Below are 26,532 nucleotides of genomic sequence, written 5' to 3'. Positions count from 1 at the left end.
TAGGAGAGCTTGGGATATGAACGAGCGCAACAGCTATGACATCGGCGCCTCCGAAGAGGTACAGACACGGATCAAGCAGCTGTCCGGGCAGATCAACTCGCTGATCGGCCAGCACGAACGATCCGTGCAGGCGTTGCTGTCGGACGCGTCGATGACGAACGTCACCGAGGAGTACCGCGGGATCGAGTCGGAGTTCAGCAAGGCGGCCGAGGACGTCCGGGGCATCATCAAGCTGCTGACCGACACGTTGCAGGCCAACGACCGTACGGCGGAGGCCGCGCTGAAGAAGGCCGGCGCGGCCGTCAACCAGATCCCGCACTGACCGCCGGGCCATGACGGACTGGGACATCGACCCGGAAGGGGTCAGCCAGGTACTGCAGGCGACGTACGACCAGGCACTGAACCTCGAGACGTACGCCGGGAACTACGCCTCGTACCTGCAGGGCGCGGCCGGTAACGCCGGCGGCATGATCGCCGACGCGCTGAACGGGTTCGCGATCGCCTACAACGGGTCGTTCAACGCGATCGCGGCGCAGATCATCGCGTCGATGACCGGGGCCAAGGACGCCACGATCGCCTACCTGGACGGGCATCAGGAGATGGCGCTGAACGCGGCGCGGGGCGCGAACGGCGTGTTCGACCGCGAGCACGAGGTCGCCGAGCACAAGTCGGAGGAGCAGATGAAGTCGCGGGAGGCCGAGCGCCCGGAGCCTGAGGCTCCCTCCACCGGCAAGGGCAAGTTCGAAAGGTCCGGCGGTCTCGGCGGGGACGAACTGGGTCCGACCGAGCCGTACACCGGCACCGGGGGCACGTCGACGGTGGACTCTGGCAAGACTCCGGGCGGAGCGGCCTGATGCCACTGGTCAATCCCGACGGTCTGCCGGACCTGATCCCCGGCAACCTCGATTACGTCGAGTCCAACGGCAGGAATCTGTCGGACGTCGGGCAGTTCATCACCGACACCGGCGCGGCGGTCAGCCGGAGCTTCTGGCAGTTGCAGGGCGTGTACGTCGCGCCGGAGGCGTACCAGCTGATGTGCACCATCAACCCGGCGTACAACGAATGCGCCCGGGTCGGGAACGCGATCAAGGACGCCGGCGACGCGATCCAGTCCTACGTGCGGGAGGTCCGGCCGCTGCACGACCGGCTCGAGCGCACCAAGCAGGAGGCGTACACGTTCCTCGACGTCATCGACCGCGAGGTCACGTCCGAGGGCGAGGACTGGAACGACTACGAGAACATCGTTGCCGACAACAACCGGATGGCCGAGGACATGGGCAACCTCGTCCTGGCGATCCTCGACTGTCAGGTCCGGTGCGCCAACAAGATCGAGGCGGTGTACGGCGGGGCGGGCTGGAACCCGGAGACGCTCGACCGGAACTGGCAGCCCGGTATGCCGTTCAAGCACGGCCCCAAGGTGCTGGTCCACAACGAGGATCCGGTCTACCCGGCCTGGGGCGGGTACGAGGAATGGGACAAGCCCTGGATCATGGACGTCGGCGATTTCGCCGTCAACGCCGTGGACGCGCTGACGGTGATGTTCGGCATCCAGTGGGCGGCCCGGGAGTGGTTCGGCGTCGACAAGATGTTCGGGCACGCGCCGGCCGACATGTACGCGACATTCGACGCCTGGGGCGAGGCCGCGCTGGATTTCGTCTCCCTGCTGCACGCCATTCCGGGCGTCGGCGAGGCGATCGACCTGGTCACGCCGGAGAACTTCGGCAAAGACATGGACGCCAGGTTCAACTCCCAGATCGACGACATCCGCGAGGACTGGAACTCCGGCAACCAGGCGCGCGCGGTGGCCGGCGTACTCGGCTTCATCCCCGGCGTCGGCAAGCTCGCGACGCTCGCGACGAAGGTGGGCAAGTTCGCCGGCCTCGCCAGCAAGGTGCCCGTGATCGGCAAGATCGCCGATCACGCCGGCGCGTACCTGGACTTCAAGGCGAACATCCGCGCCTCGGCGATCCGCGGCGCCACCAAACTCCCGGTCCTCGGCGACGTCCTGAAGGGCATCTCCCACATCCCGATCCTCGGCGAAACGGTACGCATCGAACGCGGCATACCCCTCACCAAGACCCCGACCCCCGAACTACCCCAGCCCCACATCACCGACCCCAACCACACCCCCCACAACCCACCCGACCCCCGCCACCCGGCCGACCCACGCGTGACAGTCGACCCACGTCACCCTGTGGATCCGCGCCAGACGGTCGACCCGCGTCATCCTGTCGACCCACGTGAGACGGTGGACCCGCGTAATCCGGTCGATTCGCGGGAGAAGGTGGATCCGCGCCAGCCCGTGGATGCGCGTCACCCGGTTGACCCGCGCCGGCCAGTCGACCCACGCCAGCCAGTCGATCCGCGTCACCCGGTCGATCCACGTCATACGGTTGACCCGCGCCACACCGGTGACCCAGGTCGGGTCGCCCCGAAGGAACACCCCGACGGCCGCAAAGAGCCGCAGGGCCGCCCGAACGAGCCGCGCCAGCCCGCCGAACCTGAGCAGCCCGCCGAACCCGAGCAGCCCGGCCGCGAACGTACGCCCACCCCGATCGGCAACCCGACCCCGATCCCCGCAGGCTCCGGCACCCCGAACGCCCACCGTGGCGACAGCGGTACGCCGTCCCGTGGCATCGACCCCGACCGCCCCCGACGCGAAGGCCACGACCAGACCGACGACGGCTCGGACCGGACCCACTCGAACGACGAACGCAAACCCAACCGAACCAAACCCCGTCCCGAAACCCCCGCCACGCCCCGCGAACACACCCAACCGGACCGTCCGACCCGTCCCGATCACACGGATCGTCCGACCCACCCGGACCATGCAGATCGTCCGGACCGCACGGATCGTCCGGACAACTGGCCGGATCCGGCCAAGCCCACCCACCCCGAGCCCGCGCCGTTCGCGCCGGTCGCCGCGACGGCCGGCGTGGACACCGGTCGCCTGGCCCGGTCCGGCCAGAGCGGCTCGCCGACCAATGACCCACACCACCACGATCGGAACGCGGACCGCGACGCCAACGACAGCGCAGATCGCAACGTCGGGGACGGTGTGCCGGAGAGTGCGGTGCGGTTCATCGGGGAGCGCGTGCGGAAGTTCTACGAGCACCCAGGGGCACGGGTAGAGCTGCTCGATCGCGGCAGCCCGCGGTACGAGATGTTCGCTCAGCAGGCCCGTCGCGAGATGGACTCCGGCAACCTGCCGGAGCGTCAGCGCAAGGGCCGCGAGTACCTGTCCGAGGCCCTGGACGGATCGCATCCGCACGCCGTGGTCGCCAGTGTCGGCGACCGGATCGCGTCCGCGATCTCCCTCGACGTACGCCACGGTGAAGTCCAGCTCAGCAAACTCGGCAGCGCCCACACCGGCACGCGCGGTGCGGCGACCGCGGTCGAGCACTTCGTCGCGCGGTACGCCGCGGACAACGGCGGTCTCGCGGTCACGTCGGAGATGCCGCTCGCCGATGCGCACGACTTCCACCACAAGATCGGCCGCCGTACCGACCGTCTGCCCGGCAGCGGCCTGTCCGAGTGGTCGCCGTCCGATGCGCAGCAGATCGCGCGGCGGACGGAGTCGATGTTCGACCACGAGACGCTGGACCTGGTACGCCGGGATTTCGCGGACCTGCACGCACGCCGTACGGCAGCCTCCCCGTCCGGGATCGACCCGGGCGCGACTGCGAACAGACTGTCGCGTGCAGCCGACGAGTTCCGCCGCGAGGGCGGCTGCGTCGAGGTCGTCGAGAACGACACCAAGACCGACGCGCACGTCGATCTCGGAGACGGCGACGGCGTCAACGTGCCGGCGAACGGCCGGACCTTCGTCTCGTACGACGGGCACGGCCGCCCGACGTCGGTGCTGACGATCCGGGACACGCGCACCCACGTAGAGATCGAGGGACTCCACCTCGGCGGCACGCCGTCGCCCGGTTCGGTGGAGGCCGGCGTACGCGAACTGGTCCGGCACGCGTCCCGCAGCGGCCTGGACATCCGCGGACAGCTGACGGGCGACGCGCGTACGGCGTTCGGCCGCGCACTCGGGACAGAACACGGCCGTACGCCGACGGGTGGCCTGCCGTCCCGCACAGCAACAGAAATCACCCACCACCTACCCGAAGGAGACCGACCCCCAGTACACGTAGTAGAAGAAGGTGGCACAGTCCGCCACGCCCCAAAACCTTCCACTCCAACCCACACCAACAACCCGACGCACGCCGACCACCCGACCCAGGTGGAGCGGCCAGGGCATGTGGAGCATCCGGATCATGTGGAGCCGGGTGGTGGCGAAGGATCGGGGCACGACGACGGAGGCCTGGCGGAGATCGGGCGCAGGCTTTCGGGGGACGACGACCCGGACGCCCGTCCTACGAAGGACGGTTCTGGGACACCGGAAGGTGCTCGCCGCGACGGCGCCCAGCCGAGTCACGCCGAGCGAGGCCAGACCGAGCAGCCGGGGCGTGCGGAGGAGCCGGGGAACTCCGAGCGGCCGGGGGAGGCGGGGCGTGCCGAAGAGTTGGGGCGTGGTGGGAGTGACGGGGATCTGGGGGAGATTGGGCGTCGGCTTCTTGGGGAGGACGGGGCGGGGCGGCGGCGTACGCAGGGGCGTTCTGAGGTGCCGGGAGGGGGTGGGCGGCGCGGGGAGCGTGGTGGACCGGATCGGGATGGTGGGGAGCCGGATCGACGTACCAAGGAACTGGGTCGACGCGGTGGGGAACCGGGGCGTCGGGAGGATCCGGATATCAGTCGGGCTGCTCGGTGGCGGTCTGGGGATGAGAAGTTGATTGAGTCGTTGCGGTCGGATCGGCAGCGGGTGGGGGCGCCGGGGGAGGCGCGTCCGGCGGTTCGGCCGGTTTTGTGGGAGAGCGGGGATCCGGACGGGAGCAAGCTGGAACGGGTACGTGAGGCTTCGGCCGGGGATCGGTTGGAGCGGGTCGACGAATGGTCGGGCATCCTCGACGACGGGTCGCCCGGGAAGCTCTCGACGCGGACGGCTTGTGCGGAACGGTTCCGGGCGTTCGCCGACATGATGAACGGTGGGGATCCGCGACTGGCCGTCGGTAATGCGTTCGGTACGGGCGAATCGCGCGCGGAGATGTGGGAGTGGTTCGGCGGCCGTCCGGGGTATCGATCGCATGACCCGCTGCGCAGTACGCCGGAGGAGTTCACGGCCGAGGCGTATCAGCAGTTGGAGCGGTCGTTGCGCGGGAGCCCGCCGGGGACCTTGGCGTATCTCGGTGTCGATTGGCACGAGGGTAGTGGGCATGCGTTCGGTGCGTTCGTCGATCGTGGTGGGCGGGTTCGGTGGTGGGACGGGAACCAACGGTTGTACGACGAGCACGCGCCGGTGACTGGTGCGTGGCCGCCGCGGACCCGCGCGCTGCGGGGTCTCGAGGTGGCGATGCGGCGACCGGGGGAGCGGTGGTTGACGCCGGGTGCCGATGGCCGGTGGGGCGAACTCGGGCCGCTGCCCGACGACTCACGAATGATCGACTACCGCTATCCCCGGGCCGATCGCCCATCAACCCCCGGCACCACCCAGCAAGCCGGCGAACCCCAGCACCCACGAGCTTCCTCCGGGCCAGGTGAGCGCGAGACACCGAGTTCGCCGGTTGGTTCTGGAGGTGATGGTGGGCCTGCGCGTCCGGTCGTTGGGTCCGAGGGGCCGGAGGGTCCTGGGGAACCTGGGGGTGTTGGGCGGTTGGGGCGGAATGAGTTTCGGGCGGCTGTGCCGGAGGGCGGAGGCCCGGGGTTGTGGGTGACTGCTCGGGAGGCGGTTGGGGGTGATCCTTGGGGGCGGCATGTTCCTTGGGCTGCGGTGGATCGGTTGGTGCCGCGGGAGGCGAGGGTGAATGCGGCTGCCTGGGAGCGGATGGGTGACGAATGGGACCGGTGGATCGGGTCTGGGCATGAGGTGCGGGCCGAGCTCGTGCCGTCCGTGCCAGACGCGGGACCGGGTGCGCTCAGGGTGCGCTACGAGGTTGTCGACCCGCGGACCGGTCGGACCGTCTGGGGCGGTGGGCGCGGAACGTTCGACCACACGGGCGGCGCCGTACTGCGGCACCCGGACGGCAAGGTCGAGCAGTTCGATCCCACCGGTACGCCGACGCACAACCAGATCCCCGTCCCGAACCCCGCGACACACAACCCGACGCCCGAGTCGCAGAACAAGTTGCCCGAGGCACCGTCCGCGCATGACCCGGTTCCTCAGGTGCATTGGGGGACTGGGCGGGGGGTGGAGTTTGGGCGGGTGTTTCCGGAGTTGGTGGAGGTTAATCCGGATCGGCCGGGGTTGCCGGCTCGGCGGAAGTGGGAGAACTGCGAGGGGTCGGTGATTGCGGCCGAGTTGACCTTGCGGGGGCAGCCGTCTTCGGCGGTGATGGTTGATCCGCGGGAGCTCGAAGGGAGTCAGCGGCTGCGGATGACGCAGCGGGTTGGTCTGCCGTACGAGACCTTCCGCGAGGTCGGTGGCTTCGAGGAGATCGCGCAGGAGATCTACCGGGCCGGTGACGGGGCTCGCGGCCTGGTGTGTGGATACCGCTCGTTCCTCGGGGTCCCGACGTCGGGTCACGTGTTCATGGTCGTCAACCGCCACAACCGCGTGTACTTCGTCGACCCGCAACAGCGCACCTGGGCCCGGCTCGAACGGTTCAGCGCCGGGCTCGAGTTCCTGCGGACGAACTACGGAAGCAACGAAGGACAGCGTGGTTGAGATGAAGCTGACTGACGCGCGCGCAGCAGCGGCGACATTCCTGAAGAGCATGGAGTCAGGCGAACCGTTGCGATTGGCAACCGATGACGAGCACGTGGCGGATGTCGGCTGGGCGTGGGTCTTCGCCTGGTCGACACAGGAGTGGTTCGACACCGGTCAGGGCAGGCCTCCCCGTCGGTGCCGGCCCGATCGTGGTGGTGAAGTCGACCGGCGACACCTGGATGCTCGGCAGCGCGACGCCGTACGAGGAGCAACTAAAGGGTTATGCGGCCGAGCGCGGCCTAGAGCACGCGGATCCCGGGGCGGAGGCGGCGACCGAGCTTGCCGGCTGGCTGACTGCGCAGGCGCCGGCGCGTCCGGAGCCGGTGACGTCAGCCGACCTGGCGACCTGGCGTCGTCGCGAGGTGCGGGGCTGGTGGCTGTTCGAGATGCCTGGGTTCACCGACACGATGTTCTGGGTCGGCGAGGCAGTGGTGTACGAGTTCCACCCGAGCCGGACGTCCGTCGACGAGGCGCTGGCCGCGGCCGGCGGGACGGGGTGAGCGGCTGTGCCTCGGGAGTACAACAACCAGATCATCGAGTCGGTCAGCGTACGGCGGCAGCGGCTCCGTGACGCCGCGCTGTTCGGGGCCGACCGGGCTCGGCACAGCCTGGACGAGGGTGTCGGGAAGTTGTTCGCCAGTGTCGTGCTGGCCGCGGTGATCTGCGCCGGGTGCGTCGGCTGGTCCTTCATCGATCGCGAGCTGGCGAAGGAGAAACAGCAGCAGAACCGGCCGACCCAAACCGTGGCCCCGAGCCCGTCACCGACGCCATCAGCCACACCTTCGACCAGACCGACCAAACGACCGACGGCGAGCCCGTCCCGAAACCCGCTGAGCGACAGCGTCCCCGGAAGGAGATCCCCGTGTCCACCCTCGTGCACCGCCCGGCGCGGAGCACCCGGCATCTCGGCGAGCAGCCGCCGAAGGTGATCGAGGCGCCGCCGACGCTCGGCCAGGCCGGCGGCGGTGGCGGGCCGATGCAGGCCCTGCTGCCGATCACCGGCGTACTCGGCTCGGTCGGCATGATGGCGGTGACGCGGAGCACCCTGTTCATGGTGGTCGGCGCGGCGATGCTGGTGGCCACGCTCGCCGGCGTACTCGGGTCGGCGATGTCGCAGCGCGGACGCGCCGGCCGGGACCGGCGCAAGCAGCGCGAGCGGTACCTCGACTATCTGGAGCGCCTGCGCGACGAGTTCGCCAAGACCGAGCGGACGGTACGTTCGGAGGCCGGCCTCCTGGACCCGCCGAGCGACGCCTTGGTCGACTGTGCGCGCGATCCGGCGCGGCTCTGGGAACGCCGACGTACCGACTCGGATTTCCTCAAAGTCCGCTGCGGCACCGGCCGCATCCCGGTCGGCCCGGCCACTGTCGCGCAGAACCCCGGCGCCACCATGGATCCGCCCGATCCGTTCATGATGGCGGAAGCACAGGCCGTCGTACGCCGTTTTGCGCTGATGCCGGAGATGCCCCTCACGGTGCCGATGGACCAGGTCGGCAACATCAGCATCGTCGGCGATCGTGACGGCGTGGTGAACGTGGCCCGATCGCTGTTGCTGCAGTCGGCGGTGTTTCACGCGCCGGAGGACGTCGAGCTGGCGGCGTGTTTCCCGCCCGCAGCGATGTCGGACTGGCAGTGGCTGAGCTGGTTGCCGCACGTACTGGACCCGGAACGCCAGGACGGCCCGCACCCGTTCCGCAGGATCGCGCCGTCGCCGGTCGAGCTGGCCGGCTTGATCGCGAACGATCTGGCGGAGCGGACGAAGTGGGCGAGTGAGGCCCGCCGTGGATCGATGGGGCAGCAGGACAGTCGCCGTCTGACCCAGCGTCTCGTGGTGCTCCACGACACGTACGGTCAGGTCAGTGCCGAGGTCCGCGCGCCGGGTGAGGGACAGGACACTCCGGCACTGGGTCTGACTGTTCTGCACCTGGTCGCCGACCGGACCCAGGAACCCAGCAACGTCGCGGTCCGGATCTCGGTACAAGGCGACGAGGTGGTTGTCGAGGACCTTCGAGGCGGTCAGCCACTGGTCGCCACCGGCCAGCCCGATCGCACGACTGCCGCCGTCGCCGAGGGGATCGCCCGGAGGCTGGCGCCGCTGCGGCTGTCGAAGGAGTCCGCCGAGGAGGACGCGTACACGTCCGACATCGACGTGATGAGCATGCTCGGCATCGACGACCCGGGCCGGCTCGACCGGGCGAGGATGTGGTCCACTCGGAGCGAGCGGAACTTCCTGCGCGTCCCGATCGGTCTCGACCAGGCCGGCGCCCCGGTGATGCTGGACCTCAAGGAGTCCGCCCAGCTCGGGATGGGTCCGCACGGTTTGTGCGTCGGCGCCACCGGTTCGGGCAAGTCCGAGCTGCTGCGCACGCTGGTGCTCGGGCTGCTCGCGACGCACAGCCCGGACGATCTGGCGATGGTCCTGATCGACTACAAGGGCGGCGCGACCTTCGCCCCGTTCGACGGCGTACCGCATGTCGCCGGGATCATCACCAACCTGGTCGACGATCCGACCATGACCGAGCGGGCGTATGCGAGCCTGGCCGGTGAGGTCCAGCGCCGGCAGCGGGTACTGCGGGATGCCGGGAACATCGCGAACATCACCGATTACCGGCTGCTCCGGCAGCAGCGGCCCGAACTGGATCCGTTGCCGCACCTGTTCGTGATCATCGACGAGTTCGGGGAACTGCTGACAGTACGGCCCGACTTCATCGACCTGTTCTTGTCGATAGGCCGGATCGGGCGATCGATCGGCGTACATCTGCTGCTGTCCAGCCAACGGATCGAGAGCGGTCAGCTGCGCGGGCTGGAGACCTACTTGTCGTACAGGCTGGGCCTGCGGACGTTCTCCGAGGACGAGAGCCGCTCGGTGCTCGACACCACCGATGCCTTCCACCTGCCGCCGCTGCCGGGCTTCGGCTGTCTCAAGGTCGACGTCTCCGTCTACCAGCGGTTCAAGGCGGCCTACGTCTCCGGCCCATACACCGGTCGAATCAACCGCGAGCTGGAAAAACCAGGCCCGGTGGTCCGGCCGTACCTGTTGACGCCGTACCAGCAAGACCTCGGTGCGCTCGCGCCTGCGGCAAACGACGAGGACGGCGCTACCGAGCGCACAACCGGCCCGACGGTGCTCGACATGTTCGTCGGCGAGGTCAAACCGGCCGCCAAGAAGGTGAGCCAGATCTGGCTGCCGCCGCTGCCGGTTGCCTGCACGCTGGACCAGCTCGCGGGCGATCCGCGGCCAGGTCCGCGCGGACTGCAGTTCCCGGCCGGGTCACCGCAGTTGGCGCCGCCCATCGGAGTCCTCGACGATCCACGCAGGCAACGGCAGGAGGTCATGCGGCTCGACCTGACGGCGGCGGGCGGGCATTGCGCGTTGATCGGTGGTCCGCAGTCCGGCAAGACCACCACGATCCGGACGATCGTGACCGCGCTCGCCCACAGCCACACCCCGGCCGAGGTGGCGATCTACGGACTCGACCTGGCCGGCGGCGGGCTGCAGCCGCTGCGCGATCTACCGCACGTCGGCGGGATCGCGATCCGCACCGACCGCAACCGGCTGCGGCGGACGCTGGAGGAGATCCGGGGGATGATCGACCAGCGCGAACGCGTGTTCCGCGACCGCGGGATCGACACCATGGAGACCCTGCGCGAACTCCACGGCGCGGGCGAGGTTCCGGAGTTACCCTGCGCGGACGTGGTGCTGCTGGTCGACAACTTCGGCGCGATCCGGACGCAGTTCGACGAGATCGACGAGCCGATCGCGGACATTCTCCAGCGCGGGAGCGGGTACGGCGTCCATGTCGTGGCGGCGATGCTCCGCTGGAACGACGTACGGATGCAGCTGCAGTCGCTGTTCGGCACGGTGCTCGAGCTGAGGTTGAACGATCCGTCCGACTCGATGATCGACACGCGTCTGCAGGGGACGATGCGCAGCGCCCGGCCCGGCCGGCTGCTCACCCCGCAGGGAAAGCTGTTCGCTCAGGTCGCGCTGCCACGGGTCGACGGCCGGGTCGACGACGATCGCCTCAGCCAGGTCCTCGAGTCGCAGTCGGTCGCGATCAGGTCAGCCTGGAGCGGCGCGCTCGCTCCGCAGGTCAGGGTGCTGCCGCTCCAGGTCGGACGTCGGGCGTTGCCGAGCTCGGTGACCGAGCCGGAGCGGGTGCCGATCGGCCTGGACGAGGCCGGGTTGGCGCCGGTGCTGCTCGACCTGTCCGGCGACGACGGCAATTTGGTTGCCTTCGGCGACAACGAGTGCGGCAAGACGAACCTGCTCCGGCTGGTGATGCAGCAGCTCGCCGACCGGTACGCCGCGTCCTCGGAGCTCGTGTTCGGCGTGATGGATCCCCGGCGCTCCCTGACCGACGTGGTGAAGTCGTTGCCCGAGGACTACATCGGCGGCCACGCCACCAACATCCGGCAAGCTGCCGGGCTGGCGAGCGCGATCGCCGAGGAGCTGGAGCGGCGCATGCCCGACGACTCCGGTACGCCGGCCGGCGCCGGACCGCGGATCGTCGTGGTGGTCGACGACTACGACCTGCTCACCACCGGCGGTCAGTCGCCGCTCGAACCGCTGCTGCCGTACGTCGCGTCCGGTCGCGATCTGAACCTGCATTTCGTCGTCGTACGGCGTGCCTCGGGCGCGTCCCGCTCGATGTACGAACCGTTCCTGCAGGCCATACTCGAGTCCGGTTGCGCCGGCCTGGTGATGGCCGGGGATCGGGGCGAAGGCCAGATCTTCACCGGCGCCCGTCCGGGCAGCTACCCGGCCGGCCGGGGTCTGTTCGTCCGGCGCGGGGACAGTCCGGTACTGATCCAAACGGCGCTTGCCGACGGCAACGGCCAACTAGGAGGTTCTCAATGACGTACGACGTAGTGGCGCTGCTGGAGCGGATGCCGTCCGACGAGGACGTACTGGCGTCGCTCGCGGCAACCGGTACCGAGCATCGGGTCCGGGCGGTGTCGGGCGGCATGGTGATCCAGCTCTGCGACGAGCAGGACGTCCCGCTGGTGTCGATCGACACCCCGATGTACATCCAGGTGCCGGGCGAGCCGATGCGACAGTTCGGGCCCGCGTACGCCGACGTACCGACGCCGACCTGGTGGGTGGAGATCCGCGCCGCGACGCACGACGTCGGCTCGCGGTTGGCCTGGCGGTACGCCGAGGAGCTGGTCGAACGGACTGGCGGCCGGATCTGGGCGCCGCCGCCCGCTGCTCAGAACGGAGCCGACCATGCCTAACGCCCTGGACTACAGCCCCGGCCTGGATCTGATCACCGACGAAGTGGCGGTGATGATGCAGGACCGCCCGGTGGTCGGCCTGTCCGCCTGGTTGCTCGATGCGGTGGCCGCCGCCGAGCGCGAGGGCCGCGGCGTCCAACTGGTGACCCCTGCGGGCGTCCGACTCAGCTACCCGGCGCGCACCCGCCTGTTCTCGGGACGGAACACCCGCTGGGTGGTGCAGGCCGTCGGCGGCGACGAGGCGTACGACGGGCTGACGGGTGTGAAACTCAGCTGGGACGGGAAGAAGTTCGCCCCGGTCACCGGAACCGATGGACGTGGAGAGCTGGCGGCCGCGTGGATGGCCGATCCTGAGCAGCTGGACGTTCGGGCGAACCTTCACGTGCTCGCCCGCGTGCGCTACCCAGCGTTGGACAGCACGATCGTTGGCCGGGCCACCGAGTTGCTGTTCACCGAGCTGACCGGCGCGCCGCCGATCGGCTGGGGCACCGAGGAACCAGTGAACCGTCCGTGGAACGCCGAGGCCAGCGCCTCGCTGACGGCGTACTGCCATCGCCGGTCCCCGAGGCCGTCACTCCTCACTGTGGTCGGCGCACCGACCGATGGAGTCCTGCCCGCGACCGGATCCGCGGTCATCAGCAGCCGGCCTGCCGGTATCGAGGAAACCGTGATGCTCGCGGTCGCACAGCCGGGACTCGAACCACCCGACGCTGACACGGTCCGGGATGCGATCGGACGGCTCGCCGACGAGTTGGAGCTGGTGACGGTGCTGGTCAGCGCGGCGGGCGCGGCCGCCGACACCACGTCGTACCCGCACTTCACCGGATTCCCCGGGCCGATCGGTCTCGCGATCGGTCCGCAGGAAGCGCGGATCGGCACGACAACCACCTCGGTGCCGATCGGACCGGCCTCCCGTCCGGCGGCCTGGTACGGGCTCGGCGACGGCACGCGGCTGCCGGACTGGGAACGACTCGGCGACCTGCTGCGCAGCGCCATCGCCGGTACAAGCAGCTCCGGAATCAACAGAGAAGGATGAGCTAATGGGTGCGACGTACAGCAGGGTGACGGTGATCGGCCGGCGTCGGCGGATGGACGCCGTACTGCCGGTCGACGAGCCACTCGGCAAGCTGTTGCCGGACCTGATGCAGATGCTGGACGAGCCGGTGGAGCGGTGGCCGCGACGCAGGTTCCTGACCACTGTCAGCGGAGAGCAGGTGGCGCCCGAGTACAGCCTGGCCAGTGCGAGGCTCGGCGACGGCGCCGTGCTCCGACTGATTGCCGAGGGCGAGCTGCCGCCGCCTCCGACGGTGTACGACATCACCGAGGAGACCGTGGACGACCTGGATCGGCGGGCGACCGCGTTCCAGCCCAAGCACCGCAGGGCGCTGGCCGGCGCCGCTTTGGTGGTCAGTGTGCTGGCCGGCGTGATCGCTCTGGTCACCCAGGCCGAATCGGACCTGGCGTTGTTCCTGCTGCTGGTGCTCACCACACTGACCGGCTTCGTCGGAGTTGTGCTCGGCCGCTACCAGCGACCGGTGGTCGGCATCCCGCTGTTGGCGATCGCCACCGGATGCCTCTCGATCGGACTGGTGGTCTGGGCGATCGCAGGCGGCTGGTCGGTGCCGATGGCGTTCGCGGCCGGCGCGGCCGGGATCGGAATTGGCGCCGTACTGTTCGCCGGAGCCGGATTGGCGCGTGGCGGGGTGCTCGGCGGTTCGGTCACCGTGGCGTTCGCGGTGTGCTGGATCGGCGGTGTGCGGCTCGGTATCGACGCGGATCGGGTCGGCGTCGTGGCCGGTGCGTTGTCCGTGCTCGTGCTCGGGTTGCTGCCCAGGATCGGGCTCGCGATGTCGGGTCTGACCGCGCTCGACGACCGGCGGGCCCAGGGCGCCGAGATCCAGCGCACCGACGTACATTCGGCGATCAACGCAGCGCACCTCGGGATCGCGCTGGCCACGGTTCCGGTCGCGATGTCGTCGGTCGCGTCGGCCGTGGTGATGCTGCGGAGTTGGAACGGCTGGTCGATCAGCGTCGCGGTGCTGCTGGCGTTCCTGCTCGCGTCCCGAGCGCGCCTGTACCCGCTGCTGACCGAGGTCGCGGTTCTCTGCGCGGCGGCGCTGAGCATCATGCTGGTGCTCACGTTCGTCCTGTCCACCAAGGAAGCCGGAGGCGCGCTGATCGCCGTCGGCCTTCTCGTCGTGGTCGGCATGGTCGCCGCCTTCGGGATGCGCCCGGAGTCACCCCAACACCTCCAGGCCCGCGCCTCACAGGTCCTCGACGCGATCGAGGTCGCCGCGATGATCGCCTTTGTACCACTCGCGTTCGGAGTCTTCGACCTGTATGCGAAACTTCTGAACGTCGCCTAACAGGAGGTTCCCGCAGTGAGTGGTGCTGCGGGTCTGCTCCTCGGCGGGGTTGTGCTGCTCGGTGCCTTCGTCCAATGGCTCACGGGCATGGGATTCGCGCTGGTCGCGGTGCCCGCGCTCGTGATGGTGCTCGGGCCGACGGACGGCGTCTCGTTCGCGAACTGCGCGGCCGGAGTCGTGTGTGTCCTGGGACTGTCCCGCGGGTGGCGCCAGGTGCGCCTGAAAGCGATGGGCCCGCTGGTGATCGCCGCCGCGTGTACGGCGCCGCTCGGCGCTTGGTTCTCCCGAGTCCTGCCCGAGCCGGTGCTCCTGGTGGTGATGGGGGCTCTGGTGACGGTGACCGCGGCGCTGCTGATGAGCGGTCTGCGCGTGCGGTCGTTGAAAGGACTCGCCGGCGCGCTGACCGCAGGTGCGGCCGGCGGTTTCATGAACACGGCCGCCGGCCTGGGCGGACCCCCGGTGTCGCTGTACGCCGTCAACGCGAACTGGACGATCCGCGAGTTCGTGCCGAACGCCCTCTTCTACGGCACGATCGTCAACATCTTCTCCCTCGTCACCCGCGGCGTACCTCCGCTCGCGGGTGACGAATGGCTCGTGGCGGCCGCCGGCTTGCTCCTCGGCGCAGGCCTGGGCGCCTTGCTGGCCGGGCGAATCCCGGACCGGGTGGCCCGGCTGATGGTGCTGTCGCTAGCCGTTGCCGGCGGCATCGTCACGGCGATCAAGGGCCTGTTGGCGTTCTAGTGCCGCAGGTACCGGTGTCCGTCGAGTCGTGCGTTTTGGTGGTCAAATGCAGCCTCGATCCACGACTCGCGGTTTCGAGGGACAACCAAACGCGTAACCCGCCAGTGGTGGGTGATGTGCAAGCTCGACAGGTAGTGCACCGGCGAGACGCTGTACGCACGAACGCGTTCACGCTCAGGTGCACTACCCGGCCGCCCGATACATCCTGTCGAGCTGCCGATCACACCAGGCCGCTGACGCCCTGGGACCCGTCGACCACCCACATCATTCACAAGAGCCGAAGTGCCCTTCCGCACCCTCCTTCGATAGCGCTAGAGGTCGGTGTAGCCCAACCGCGGCGAGCCGGTGAAGGTTGCCGTGGGGGTTTCGAGGACCTCTAGTTCGAGTACGACGAGGTTGTTCGCGCCCGGCTCCAGCAGAGGCGCCGGCACATAGAGGGTTTCCTGCGGGCCGCGGCGCCAGTACCTGCCGAGGCAGAAGCCGTTGATCCAGGCGTAACCCTTGCCCCAGGCATCGGTTCGCAGGAACAGGTCGGACTCACCGTCGGTCTCGAACGTCGCGCGCCACGCGGTCGGCCCGATCCCGAGCGCGGACGGCGTCGGGCCCGCGGACTGCCACAGCTGCGGAACCCTCTCGAGATCGACCCCGCAGGCAGTCCACCCGGTGAGTTCCTCGGTGCCGACGCGGACCGGCCCGATGAGGCCCTTGGGCTCGCCGATGCGGGGTCCGTAGTTGACCCGACCCTGGTCCTCGACGACGAGCTCGAGCCGTCCGCGGGTGTGGGGGAGCATGATCGCGCGCTCGTGGCGTTCGCGTTCGAGGATGCCGACCGGTGCGCCGTCGAGGAGCACCTGCACACGGTCGCGGACCTCGCCGAACGTCAGCAACGCCGGCCCGCCCTGACGCAGCTCGGTCCGGAAGATCCCAAGCCGTGCGTCGAGATCGTCGAGCGTCGGCAGCTCCTGATGTTCCGTCCACGGTCCGCCGAAGCCTGGGAGGAGCCCAACCGGATCGGACAGCCCGACGGTGAACCCCGGCGCGGCCGGCTTCGAGGCCGGTACGGCGTCCGGCACCGGTGCGTACCGCGAGATCACCTCACGGAACGCGTGGAACTTCTCCGTCGGATTCCCCGCCTCGTCCAGCGGTGCGTCGTAGTCGTACGACGTGACGGTCGCGCGGTACACGCCCTTGTCGTTCGCCCCGCTCGACAGTCCGAAGTTCGTACCACCGTGGAACATGTAGATGTTGACCGACGCCCCAGCCGCGAGCAGCGTGTCCAGCTCCGCGGCGGCATCGGCCGCGCTCGTCGTGTGGTGCCGTCCACCCCAGTAGTCGAACCACCCGTCCCAGAACTCCATGCACATCAGCGGCCCGGTCGGCTGGTGCTTCCGCAGCGTTTCGAGCCTCGACGTGACACGGGACCCGAACGACGCGGTCCGCAGTACGCCGTCCAACCCGCCGGCGGCGAGCATCGAGTCCGTCGGCTGATCCACCGTGACGAGCGGAACCGTGGCACCGGCGTTCCGAATGACCTCGGCCAACGCCTTCAAGTAGGTCTGGTCGTCCCCGAACGCGCCGTACTCGTTCTCGACCTGAACAAGCAGCACCGGTCCGCCCTGGTCGATCTGCAGCGGCCGGACGATCTCCAGCACATCCTGCAGGTACTGCGTGACCGCGGACATGAACGTCGGCTCGTAACGGCGTACCCCGGCATGGTCATCGCGGAAGAGCCAGGCGGGGAGTCCCCCGTTGTCCAGCTCCGCGCAGATGTAAGGCCCTGGCCGCACGATCGCGTACAGCCCGGCGGCCGCGACCTCGCGGAGGAACCGCCCGAGGTCGAGCATTCCGGAGGTGTCGAAGACGCCAGGACGCGGGCTGTGCAGGTTCCACGGAACGTAGGTCTCGATGGTGTTGAGCCCCATCAGCCGCGCCTTCTCGATCCGGTCCGCCCAGCAGTCCGGGTGCATCCGGAAGTAGTGCAGGGCGCCGGAGATGATCTGCAGCGGACGGCCGTCCAGGACGAAGTCGGACTCACCGATGGCGAAGTCAGGCATGGGCTCTCATCTCTTGTTTACGTAAACATCTCTGACGGTAACTGGACCGGCTGGCGCCTGTCCACCCCGAAATCAGCGGCGGGTACGTCGGCGCTTGCGAGGTGCTGCCGTGCTCTGCCGGACGATCAGCGGCGCGGGCACCGTGCCGTGGTATCCGGTCAGCTGCTCCCGCCCGCCGAGTTGCCGCATGATGACCTCGACGAGGTCGTGACCGATCTGGTGGAACTCCTGCCGGACCGTGGTCAGCGGCGGCCAGAGGTGCGCGGCGAGGTCGATGTCGTCGAACCCGACGACGCTCACGTCGTCCGGCACCCGGCGTCCGGCCTCGTGCAGCGCGTGGATCAGGCCGGCTGCCATCTCGTCGTTCGCCGCGAAGACCGCCGTCACGTCGTCGCGCTGCGCGATCTCGCTCCCGATCTTGTAGCCGGTCTCCGCGGACCAGTCGCCGCCGAACGGCTCCGGGATCTCGCGTCCGGCGTTGACCAGCGTCTGCTTCCAGGCGGTCGCCCGGAGGTCCGCAGGGCCGGAGTCGCTCGGCCCCGCGATGTGGTGGACGGTCGCGTGCCCGAGATCCAGCAGGTGCTGGACCGCGGCGCGGCTGCCGCCGACCTGGTCGGCGCCGACCGCCGGATGGTGCCCGATGAACCGCGAGTCGGACACCGCGACCGGCATGGTCGGCGGCAGCGCCAGAGCCGCCGGGGTCGCGGTCTCGGCCCGGATGATGATCAAGCCGTCGATCGCCTGGTGACTGAGGTGCTGCACGGCCTCGCTGACGTCGCTCGACGACGGACTCTCGACGTCGACGAGGCTCACCGAGTAACCCTCCTGCCGGGCGGCCTCGATGACCGCCTCGATCGTCTTCGACTCACCGGTCCGGATGACTTGGTGAGCGATCAGACCGATCGACCGGAAGTTGCCTCGGCGCAGCGCCCGGGCGGCGAGGTTCGGCGCATACCCCAGCTGCCGCATCGCGTCGAGCACCCGTTCCCGGGTCTCGGCCTTGACCGGCTCCGCGCCCGTGGACACGCGGGAGACGGTCTGCGACGAGACACCGGCCAACCGTGCGACGTCGCCGATGGACGGCCCCGACTTCGGGTGTCCCTTGGACCCGCGGCGTGCACCCCTGACCTCGCTCGACATGGCATCAGCATAGGTGGCGCTGCTAGTTACCGCGGGCGATCATGAGCCAGCTGACCTGGATGTCGGGGGAGCGGGTCGGCGCGATCGACACCGTGATCTTGCCGTCGGCCCCGACCGAGACTCCGCCGTACGACGCGGCGACGCCGGTCGCGGTGAACAGGCGTTGCTGGTCGACGACCGACCCGTTGACGGTCACCTCGGCTGCGCGGTTGGCCCATGGCCACGGGTCGTAGTAGCCCGCGTGGACCGTGTACGTGCCGGGCTCGAGGCCCTCGAACGTATAGACCAGCGGCTCGTGGTTCTTGGCGTACCGCAGTGTCGTATAGAGGTCGCCGGTACCGGCCGGCGCGCTCGAACCCGTGTAGCCCCACTGCGTGCCCGTCACGGGATCACTCCCCAGCGGCTGTTCCGGTGCCGAGTTGAGCAGTGGTTGCTCGGTCGAGGCGACCTGGGTGAGACGGGTCCAGTCGGGTGTGGCAGTCCCGCCGGCGTTCACGGCGTACCGCAGACCATGTGGCACGACCACGACCGAGCGAGTGAACGTCCTGCCGTCCGCCAACGAGCCACGCAGGGTCGCGGGTCCCGGCTGCGCGATCGTCGACGGATCCCAGGTGACAGCGACCTGCTGCGACCCGCGCGCGGTCGTCACGGTGACGGTTGTCGGCAGAGTGCTCGTGTCGTTGAGCCAGACGTTGTCCGGAATCGTGCTCGTGACGGTCCAGCGGGTGTACGGCGCCAGATCGCCCAACGTCCACTCGGTGTCCGGGCCGATGGTGAGCGCGCCGCCTTCGCCGAAGCTCATCGGCATCCAGACGTACGGCGCGTTCGCGAGATCGTCCGGGGTCCACCGATCGCCCATGAAGACGAACTTGTTGTGCTTCTGGTCGACCGGGATCACGTTGGTGCTTTGCGATCGGTAGGTGGTCGCCGCGCCGTCGCCGGTGATCGGGACCCCACGGTCGGTGAACTGACCCAGGACGTTCTGCGAGGTCGCGTAGCGCGCCGGGTTCGGATCCCAGCCGGTGGCTCCCGACGTCACCAGGTAGTAGGTGCCCTCCGACTTGAACATGGCCGGCGCCTCACGTTGGTTGCAGGCGAGTGTGCGCACGAAGTCCTTGCCAGGTACAGCGGTTTCCGGCGTCGCGGACAGGTACGTGTACGACTTGTTCAGCTTGGAGACGTACATCGTCCGGTTCTCCTCGGAGGAGTAGATGATGTACGCCGTACCGTCGTCGTCCACGAACAGGTTCATGTCCCGCGCCATCCCGCCGGCCGGGTCGAACGCGGACGACGTACCGCACCACGGCACCGAGTCGCTCGGCACCCGGTTCAGGCGGTACGAGTCGATCCAGCGGAACGGGCCCTTCGGCGAGTCGGCGATCGCCACCCCGGCCTCGGCGCGGGCGTACGTCGACGTACTGGTCGGCGAAGACGGGCCGTCGGAGTGCACCCACATCACCCACTTGCCGGTGCTCTTGTTGTAGATCACCTTGGGGCGTTCAAGGATCGACGGGCGCGCCCAACCGTCGGTGCGGACGCTGTTGGTCGACAGGTCACGCCAGACGACGTCCTTCTGCGCGGTTGTGTACTTCTTGTAGAGCTTCGCGAAGTACGGGTCGTTCTCGAACTGGTCGGGGGAGTTCATCGCGCGGAGTGCGAGTCCCTCGTCCTTCCAGTTGTACAGGTCGTACGACGAATACAGGTGCACACCCGGGCTGTCGTAATAGCCGTTGCTGCGATCCTCGCCGTACCAGTAGTAGATACGCCGGCCGCGCTCGTCCGTCGACGGCACGACCTGCCCGCCGTGAGCCTGAACGACCTTGCCGCTGGTGTCGAGCCAGGGCTCACCCGGGCGGAAGGAGGTGTACGCCGAAGGTTCGGCGGAGTTGGCCGGTGACGTCAGGAGACTGAGCCCGACCGCGGCGAGCAGGACACCCACCGCGGCCCGAATACTTCTTCGGTTCATAGGGTTTCAACCTTTCAGACCGGTCTGAGCAACACCCTGCACGAGATAACGCTGCAGGAAGACGAAGACCAGGACCAGCGGCACGATCGAGACGGCGGCCGCCATGAACAGTTGCGGGATGTTGATCGTCTGCGCGGTGACGAACGTCGAGAGCGTGACCTGCACGGTCCAGGCGCTCTCGTCCTGGGCAACCACGAGCGGCCAGAGGAACGAGTTCCAGCTCGCGATGAATGTGATCACCGCGATCGCCGCAATGAAGTTCCCGGAGTTCGGTACGACGATCCGCCAGAACGTCCCGCCGTACCCGAGACCGTCGATCCGGGCCGCCTCCTCGAGCTCCTTCGGAAATGACAGGAAATACTGGCGGAACAGGAAGACGGTGAAGCCGCTGAACAGCGCCGGGATGATCAGGCCGCGGTAGTCCGAGACCCACCCGAGCCAGGACACGATCACGAAGCTCGGGACGAACGTCACCGCGCCCGGGATCATCAAGGTGGCGAGCACCGCGTAGAAGATCTTGTTGCTGTGCGGGTGGTTGATCCGGGCCAGCGCGTACCCGGCCAGCGAGCAGACGAGCAGCGTGCCGGCCGTGGTCAGGACGGCCACGATCGCGGAGTTCCGCAGCGAACTGAGCATCGGCACCTCGGGATCGTTGAACAGATCCACCAGGTTGTGCCACTGCACGTCCCGCGGGAACACCGTCCATCCCGGCGCGGTGATGTCCTTGGTACTGGCCAGACCGTTCCGGATCAACAGGTAGAACGGGATCAGGAAGAGCAGCGTCATCACGAGCAGCACGGCCAGTCCGGCGCCGCTGGCGATCCGGTCGGCGACCGTCCGCCGGTAACCGACGGCCTTCGGCTGATGGGAATCCATGGGGTTCTCCTTGTTTCTCGATCAGTCGCTCGGTTTGCCGAAGCCGAGGATCTTGCCCTGCAGCACGGTGACGACGGCGATGATCGCGGCCAGGATCAGGGATCCCGCACTGCCCAGACCGAAGTTCTGCTGACTGCCGAGCGCCAGGTGGTAGAGGTACACCAGCGGCGGGCGCGCGTACTCGACCGCGCCGAGCAGGTTGTAGAACTCGTCGAAGGCCTGGTACGCCGCGATCAGGCAGAGCAGGAGCACCGAGATCGAGGTCGGCCGGAGGAGGGGGAGCGTGATGTGCCGGAAGACCTGCCATCCGGGTTTGGCGCCGTCGACGTACGCGGCCTCGTACAGCTCCGGATTGATGTTCTGCAACGCGGCCAGGAACAGGATCATGTAGAAGCCGGCCTGCAACCACAGCCGCGCGGTCACGATGACGAGCCAGTACCAGGGCGGATCGAGCGAGGCCAGCCAGCTGATCGGCTCCACGCCGATCCAGCCGAGCAACGTGTTCGCCATCCCGAACCGGACGCCGTTGAAGATCGACAGTTTCCAGATCAGCGACGCGACGACGTACGAGCACGCGGTCGGCAGGAAGAACACCGAGCGGAAGAACGCCCGCGCCACCCGGACCCGGTTCACCAGCATCGCCAGGAACAGCGACACCACGAACGTGGTCGGCACGATCAGCAGGGCGAACGCGCTGAACGTGACGAGCGACGAGACGAACGCCTTGTCGGAGAGCATCGTGGTGTAGTTGCCCAGGCCAACGAACTTCGTCGGCGTCACGGTGCCCTGCGCGTCGAAGAAACTCAGGAACGCACTCCATGCGATCGGGAAGTAGACGAAGACGACGAGCCCGATCAGGAACGGCGCGGTGAACAGCCAGAACGCGCGCCGCTGCCCGTGGATCGCGCGCGTTCTCCGGGCGGTCCGGAGGCGCCCGTCGGCCGGGCGCACTCCGGGGGCAGCGGTGGTCTGCTCCGACATCACCCGAAGATCTTGTCGAGCTCGGTGTTGATCTTCTTCACCGCGCCGGCCAGCTCGGCCTCCGGATCCGCACCCTTGCCGACGATCCTGGTCACCGCGTCCTTGAGTGCGGTGTCCATGGCGGGCGTCCAGTTCGGGTTACCGGGTACGCCGTACTGCGTGTTGAGCGACACGGACTCGGCGGCGGGACCGGACTGGAGCTTCGACGCCTTCGCGGCGAGGCTCTTCCGCGGCGGGATGTGGAATCCGTAGCTGAGGCACCAGTCCTCCTGGAGATCGGCTTTGTCCACCCAGAGCCACTTGGTGAGAGCCTTCGCGGCGTCGATGTTCTTGGACTTCGCGCTGACGAACGCGGACCAGCCGCCCGAGATCACCGCCGGCTTGCCGCCGGTCGCGGCCGGGAACGGGAACGCGCCGATCTCTTCCTCGCCGAGTGCGGCCGACATACCGGGCACGGCCCACATGCCGAGCCACTGCATCGCCGCCAGGTTCTGGTTGATCGCCGAGGGGTCCCACCAGTCCGTCGGTGCGCCGAGAAGGAGGCTCTTGTCGGCGGAGAGTTTGCGGAGCTTCACGAGCACCTCGGCGACCTTCGCCGGCTCGAAGCCGACCTTGTGGTCGTCGGTCAGCAGGCGTCCGCCGGTCGAGAAGATCGCGGCCGGGTAGAGGCCGCCGCCGGTGATGTTCGCGTCGTTGCCGGCGAACAGGCCCTTCGTCGTCTTGCCGGTCAGCTCCTTCGCCGCGGCCACGAAGTCGTCGACGGTCTCCGGCGGCTTGATGCCCTTCGCCTCGAACAGGCTCTTGCGGTAGTAGAGCATCTGCGGGTCGTTGATCATCGGGATCGAGTACAGCTTCCCGTCGATCGAGTTGGCGGCCAGATCGCCCTCGGCGAAGTCGTCCTTCACGTCGGCGATCAGGTCGTCGAGCGGTACGACCTGGCCCGAGCTGACCAGGGAGCGCTCGAGGTGGCTCTCGAACGCGTCCGGCCCGTTGCCGGACGAGAGGCCGCTCGACAGTTTCGCGGGGTAGTCGCCGGGGATCCACTGGATCTGGACGGTGGCGCCGGTGTACTCGGCCGCGTATTTCTTCGCCGCCTCCTGCGTCCCTTTCTCACCGTACTGGTGGTACCACTGGCTGAGCGAGACCTTGCTCCCGCCGCCACTGGCGGCGGCCCCGGTTCCCTTGTTGGAGCCGCAGGCGCCGAGCACTCCGGCAGCGGCCAGACCAAGCGCTCCGCCGAGGACGGCGCGGCGAGAGACAGTCATTATTACCTCCGGATGGCAAAAATGTTTACGTGAACAGATTGCGTGCCCTGATTAGAGCGTCACCCCGATCCGGCGTCAAGAGCCCGTCTCCGAGAACTTCAGCTGATCCGGTTAAGCGCCTGCATCCCTTGTTTTGCGGGCATTTCGACGTAATGGCCGTGGGTCGGTGCAACGGATTCAGATCGGCCGGCGCTGCCCTCTTGACGTCCACGCCGTACCAGCGCCATGATCAGGGCGACCTGTCTGTTTGCGTAAACAGCCAGCGTGCCTGCGTTGTGCTCTACGCTGTTGCAATGATTGCAATAGTGGTCGCGGCGGTGTTCTTCGCCGGCATGGGGATCTATGGGCTCGTCATGCCCGCGGCGCTGGTGCGGCCCTTCGGGATCGTGGCGGCGGGGCCGGACGCGCGCAACGAAGTACGTGCCGTGTACGGCGGGTTCGGGCTCGCGATTGCGGGTCTGCTCGTCGCAGCGGCGCTCGACGAGGGGATCCGGCGCGGGGCGGTGATCGCGGTTGCGGTCGCGCTGGGTGGAATGGCCGCGGGGCGATTGATCGGCGCGTTGCGCGATCGCCCGCAGGCCTTCTACCCGTCCTGGTTCTATTTCTGTGTGGAGGTCGTCCTCGGCGGAGTGCTGTGGTTCGCGGTGAGTTGAGCCGCGCATTCGGCGGCTAGTGCTATCGCGAGGGTCTCCGCGGTGTCCGTGTCGTGTTCGGGGATCAGGTGGTGGATGGTGCCGGAGGCGTGTAGGTCAGGGGCCGTGATGTGCTGGGCGGCGGCGAGTTCGGGAGCGTGTGTGGTGTCGCGGTACACGATCGCGCTGGCTCCCTCCGGCGGCAGCGGTGCGAGCCAGGCGTGCGCTGCCGCGACGACGGTGGTTGCCGGGAGCAACGCCAGCGCGCCGCCACCGGTGCCTTGACCCAGGAGGATCGACAGGGTCGGCACGGTCAGCGTCGTCATCGTCGAGATGCACAAGGCGATCTCGCCGGCCAGGCCGCCTTCCTCTGCGGCGCGGGACAGTTCGGCGCCGGCGGTGTCGATGACCGTGACGAGTGGGAGGCCGACGGTCTGGGCGAGGTTCATGCCGCGGCGGGCTTGGCGTAACGCGGCCGGTCCCATCGGCTTGGTCTGCGAACGGTCCTGGCCGACCAGTACGCACGGCCGACCGTCGAGTCGGGTCAGCGCGACGAGGACGGCCGCGTCGGGTTCGGTGAGCCGGAGGGTTCCGGTGGCCCCATAGCGGAGGAGTTCGCGGACGCCGGCGCGGTCGGGCCGACGAGTACGCAGTACGGACGTCCAGGCATCGACGGGTCCGGCGGCCCCGGTACGGCGGGGGAGTGTCGGGGCGACCGGGGGATCGACGAGCACTCCGAGCGCCCGATCGAGCAGGAACGGGAGATCGCTCGTCTCGACCACGCCGTCGATCACCCCGTGCGCGGCGAGGTTCTCGGCCGTCTGGACGTCGGACGGGAACGGCTCGTTGTGAAGCGCCTCGTATACCTTGGGGCCGAGGAAGCCGATCAACGCTCCGGGCTCAGCGACTGTGACGTGACCGAGCGAGCCCCACGAGGCGAAGACGCCGCCAGTCGTGGGATGCCGGAGATGAACGAGATAGGGGAGACCCGCCGCGCGGTGGTCCATCAGGGCCTTGGAGATCGTGATCATCTCGACGAAGGCGGCCGCTCCTTCTTGCATGCGGGTCCCACCGGACGCGGTCGACGCCACGATGGGCAGCCGCTCCGCCGTCGCCCGACGTACCGCCGCGGTGATCCGCTCCGCGGCCACCCGGCCGATCGACCCGGCCAGGAACGCGAACTCGCTCACCAGTACGGCGACCTGCCGCCCACGGACCGAACCGCGTCCGGTGATCACCGACTCGTCCGTCCCCGCCCGCTCGGCGGCCCGCCGCAGCTGCTGCTGATAGGAATCGTCGGCTGACTGAGTACCCGGCCGATCCCACGACTGGAAGGATCCTGGATCGAGGACGGCGTCGATCAACCCGTGGGCGCTCATTCCTTCAGCCAATCCCGGATCGAGGCGCCGTGCTCGTCGAGCGTCGGCGGCGGCCGGTGATCACCTCGGGTCGTCTCCCGCGATCCGTCGAAGAACCGCAGCGGCGGCCCGGGTAGTCGCAGCGGCCCGAGCGTCGCGTGCTCGACGTCGATCAACAGGCCCTGACTCGCGGTCTGGTCCCACGTGTACACCTCGTCCAGACTCCGCACCCGCCCGGCGGGGATGCCGGCCGCATCGAGTTTCGCGAGCAGCTCCGCACTGGTCAGACCAGCGAACGCCGCCTCGATCACCGCGATCAACCGATCTCGATGCGCCACCCGATCCGCGTTCGTGGTCAAGCCGTCCGTGTCGAGCTCGAAGGCCGCGCTGAACCGTTCCCACAACCCCTCGCTACCCACCGCGATCTGCACCGCGCCGTCCGCGCAATGGAACAGTCCGTACGGCGCGATCGACGGATGATGGTTGCCCTGGGCCACCCCGACCTCCCCGGCCACCGTGTATCGCGTGCCCTGGAACGCGTGCACGCCGACGATTGCCGCGAGCAACGACGTACGGACAATGCAACCGGTGCCCGTCTCCGACCGTTCGTGGAGCGCCGCGACGACGCCGTACGCGCCGTACATCCCGGCCAGCAGATCGCCGATCGGTACGCCGACCCGCTGTGGGTCCTCCGGCCCGGACCCGGTCAGCGACATCAGCCCCGCCTCACCCTGGGCGATCTGGTCGTAGCCGGCCCGTCCGCCTTCCGGTCCGTCGTGGCCGAAGCCGGTGATGGACAGCACGACCAGGCGTGGATTGCGTTCGCGCAACAGATCCAGGCCGAGGCCGAGCCGATCGAGGACGCCGGTCCGGAAGTTCTCCACCAGTACGTCGGCACGATCGATCAACCGCAGTACGACGTCGCGATCGGCCTCGTCCTTCAGGTCCAGCGTGATGGATTCCTTGTTGCGGTTGGCGGACAGGAAGTACGTCGACTCGTCACCGGCGAACGGCGGCCCCCAGCCGCGGGTGTCGTCGCCGCGGCCGGGGGCCTCCACCTTGATCACGCGCGCGCCGAGGTCGCCGAGCATCATCGTGGCGTGCGGCCCGGCCAGCGCCCGGGACAGATCCACGACGAGTACGCCGTCCAGCTGACCCATC

The 26,532-nt window shown here is 68.6% G+C and carries 18 protein-coding genes; 10 read left to right on the top strand and 8 right to left on the bottom strand.

The features are described from left to right. The first annotated feature begins 16 nt into the window (after nucleotides 1-16). The 9 genes from ACLJOO_RS33955 (at nucleotide 17) to ACLJOO_RS33915 (ending at nucleotide 15,099) form a co-directional block, all read left to right on the top strand. Nucleotides 17-322, top strand: a complete 306-nt coding sequence (locus tag ACLJOO_RS33955; RefSeq protein WP_410791752.1) for a hypothetical protein — start codon at nucleotides 17-19, stop codon at nucleotides 320-322. A 10-nt stretch (nucleotides 323-332) separates the two neighbouring features. Next, a complete protein-coding gene (locus tag ACLJOO_RS33950; RefSeq protein ID WP_410791751.1) occupies nucleotides 333-854 on the top strand; it encodes a DUF6507 family protein in 522 nt (173 codons plus the stop codon). Beyond that, a complete protein-coding gene (locus ACLJOO_RS33945) occupies nucleotides 854-6,712 on the top strand; it encodes a toxin glutamine deamidase domain-containing protein (protein ID WP_410791750.1) in 5,859 nt (1,952 codons plus the stop codon). Before ACLJOO_RS33950 ends, ACLJOO_RS33945 begins: the two co-directional genes overlap by 1 nt. Before the next feature lie 197 nt (nucleotides 6,713-6,909). After that, on the top strand, nucleotides 6,910-7,254 hold the full coding sequence (locus tag ACLJOO_RS33940; RefSeq protein WP_410791749.1) for a hypothetical protein: 345 nt from the start codon (nucleotides 6,910-6,912) through the stop codon (nucleotides 7,252-7,254). 362 nt (nucleotides 7,255-7,616) lie between these two features. Further along, nucleotides 7,617-11,615: a type VII secretion protein EccCa gene (eccCa, locus tag ACLJOO_RS33935; protein WP_410791748.1), complete on the top strand. Its 3,999-nt coding sequence runs from the start codon at nucleotides 7,617-7,619 to the stop codon at nucleotides 11,613-11,615. Continuing rightward, complete coding sequence (locus ACLJOO_RS33930; RefSeq protein WP_410791747.1) at nucleotides 11,612-11,992, top strand: hypothetical protein; 381 nt, start codon at nucleotides 11,612-11,614, stop codon at nucleotides 11,990-11,992. The genes eccCa and ACLJOO_RS33930 overlap by 4 nt, the downstream gene beginning before the upstream one ends. After that, nucleotides 11,985-13,028: a DUF6177 family protein gene (locus ACLJOO_RS33925; RefSeq protein WP_410791746.1), complete on the top strand. Its 1,044-nt coding sequence runs from the start codon at nucleotides 11,985-11,987 to the stop codon at nucleotides 13,026-13,028. The genes ACLJOO_RS33930 and ACLJOO_RS33925 overlap by 8 nt, the downstream gene beginning before the upstream one ends. A gap of 4 nt (nucleotides 13,029-13,032) precedes the next feature. Further along, nucleotides 13,033-14,358 carry an EsaB/YukD family protein gene (locus ACLJOO_RS33920; RefSeq protein WP_410791745.1) on the top strand — a complete coding sequence of 442 codons (1,326 nt, stop codon included), beginning with the start codon at nucleotides 13,033-13,035 and terminating at the stop codon, nucleotides 14,356-14,358. Between the two features lie 15 nt (nucleotides 14,359-14,373). Continuing rightward, nucleotides 14,374-15,099, top strand: coding sequence for a TSUP family transporter (locus tag ACLJOO_RS33915; RefSeq protein ID WP_410791744.1), 726 nt, complete (start codon nucleotides 14,374-14,376; stop codon nucleotides 15,097-15,099). A 311-nt stretch (nucleotides 15,100-15,410) separates the two neighbouring features. Here ACLJOO_RS33915 and ACLJOO_RS33910 read toward each other — a convergent pair whose 3' ends face one another. The 6 genes from ACLJOO_RS33910 to ACLJOO_RS33885 form a co-directional block, all read right to left on the bottom strand. Beyond that, on the bottom strand, nucleotides 15,411-17,153 hold the full coding sequence (locus ACLJOO_RS33910; RefSeq protein ID WP_410791743.1) for a glycoside hydrolase family 35 protein: 1,743 nt from the start codon (nucleotides 17,151-17,153) through the stop codon (nucleotides 15,411-15,413). 72 nt (nucleotides 17,154-17,225) lie between these two features. Then, complete coding sequence (locus ACLJOO_RS33905; RefSeq protein WP_410791742.1) at nucleotides 17,226-18,293, bottom strand: LacI family DNA-binding transcriptional regulator; 1,068 nt, start codon at nucleotides 18,291-18,293, stop codon at nucleotides 17,226-17,228. A gap of 22 nt (nucleotides 18,294-18,315) precedes the next feature. Beyond that, a complete protein-coding gene (locus ACLJOO_RS33900; protein WP_410791741.1) occupies nucleotides 18,316-20,259 on the bottom strand; it encodes a glycoside hydrolase family 43 protein in 1,944 nt (647 codons plus the stop codon). Nucleotides 20,260-20,265: 6 nt separating this feature from the next. After that, nucleotides 20,266-21,135: a carbohydrate ABC transporter permease gene (locus ACLJOO_RS33895; protein ID WP_410791740.1), complete on the bottom strand. Its 870-nt coding sequence runs from the start codon at nucleotides 21,133-21,135 to the stop codon at nucleotides 20,266-20,268. Between the two features lie 21 nt (nucleotides 21,136-21,156). Beyond that, on the bottom strand, nucleotides 21,157-22,116 hold the full coding sequence (locus ACLJOO_RS33890; RefSeq protein ID WP_410791739.1) for a carbohydrate ABC transporter permease: 960 nt from the start codon (nucleotides 22,114-22,116) through the stop codon (nucleotides 21,157-21,159). After that, nucleotides 22,116-23,381, bottom strand: a complete 1,266-nt coding sequence (locus ACLJOO_RS33885) for an ABC transporter substrate-binding protein (protein ID WP_410791738.1) — start codon at nucleotides 23,379-23,381, stop codon at nucleotides 22,116-22,118. The genes ACLJOO_RS33890 and ACLJOO_RS33885 overlap by 1 nt, the downstream gene beginning before the upstream one ends. A 293-nt stretch (nucleotides 23,382-23,674) precedes the next feature. On the opposite strand from ACLJOO_RS33885, the gene ACLJOO_RS33880 reads away from it, so the two are divergent. Further along, a complete protein-coding gene (locus tag ACLJOO_RS33880; protein ID WP_410791737.1) occupies nucleotides 23,675-24,034 on the top strand; it encodes a DUF4345 domain-containing protein in 360 nt (119 codons plus the stop codon). Here the strand turns inward: ACLJOO_RS33880 and ACLJOO_RS33875 are convergent. Both ACLJOO_RS33875 and ACLJOO_RS33870 read right to left on the bottom strand, forming a co-directional pair. Beyond that, complete coding sequence (locus ACLJOO_RS33875) at nucleotides 23,980-25,392, bottom strand: carboxyl transferase domain-containing protein (protein ID WP_410791736.1); 1,413 nt, start codon at nucleotides 25,390-25,392, stop codon at nucleotides 23,980-23,982. The genes ACLJOO_RS33880 and ACLJOO_RS33875 overlap by 55 nt on opposite strands. Further along, complete coding sequence (locus tag ACLJOO_RS33870) at nucleotides 25,389-26,531, bottom strand: CaiB/BaiF CoA transferase family protein (RefSeq protein WP_410791735.1); 1,143 nt, start codon at nucleotides 26,529-26,531, stop codon at nucleotides 25,389-25,391. The genes ACLJOO_RS33875 and ACLJOO_RS33870 overlap by 4 nt, the downstream gene beginning before the upstream one ends. Nucleotide 26,532: the final 1 nt, after the last annotated feature.

The organism is Kribbella sp. C-35, from assembly GCF_046549195.1.
GTDB lineage: Bacteria > Actinomycetota > Actinomycetes > Propionibacteriales > Kribbellaceae > Kribbella.
The sequence above is the reverse complement of the archived record's forward strand: the minus strand, read 5'-3'. Positions and strand labels throughout refer to the sequence as shown.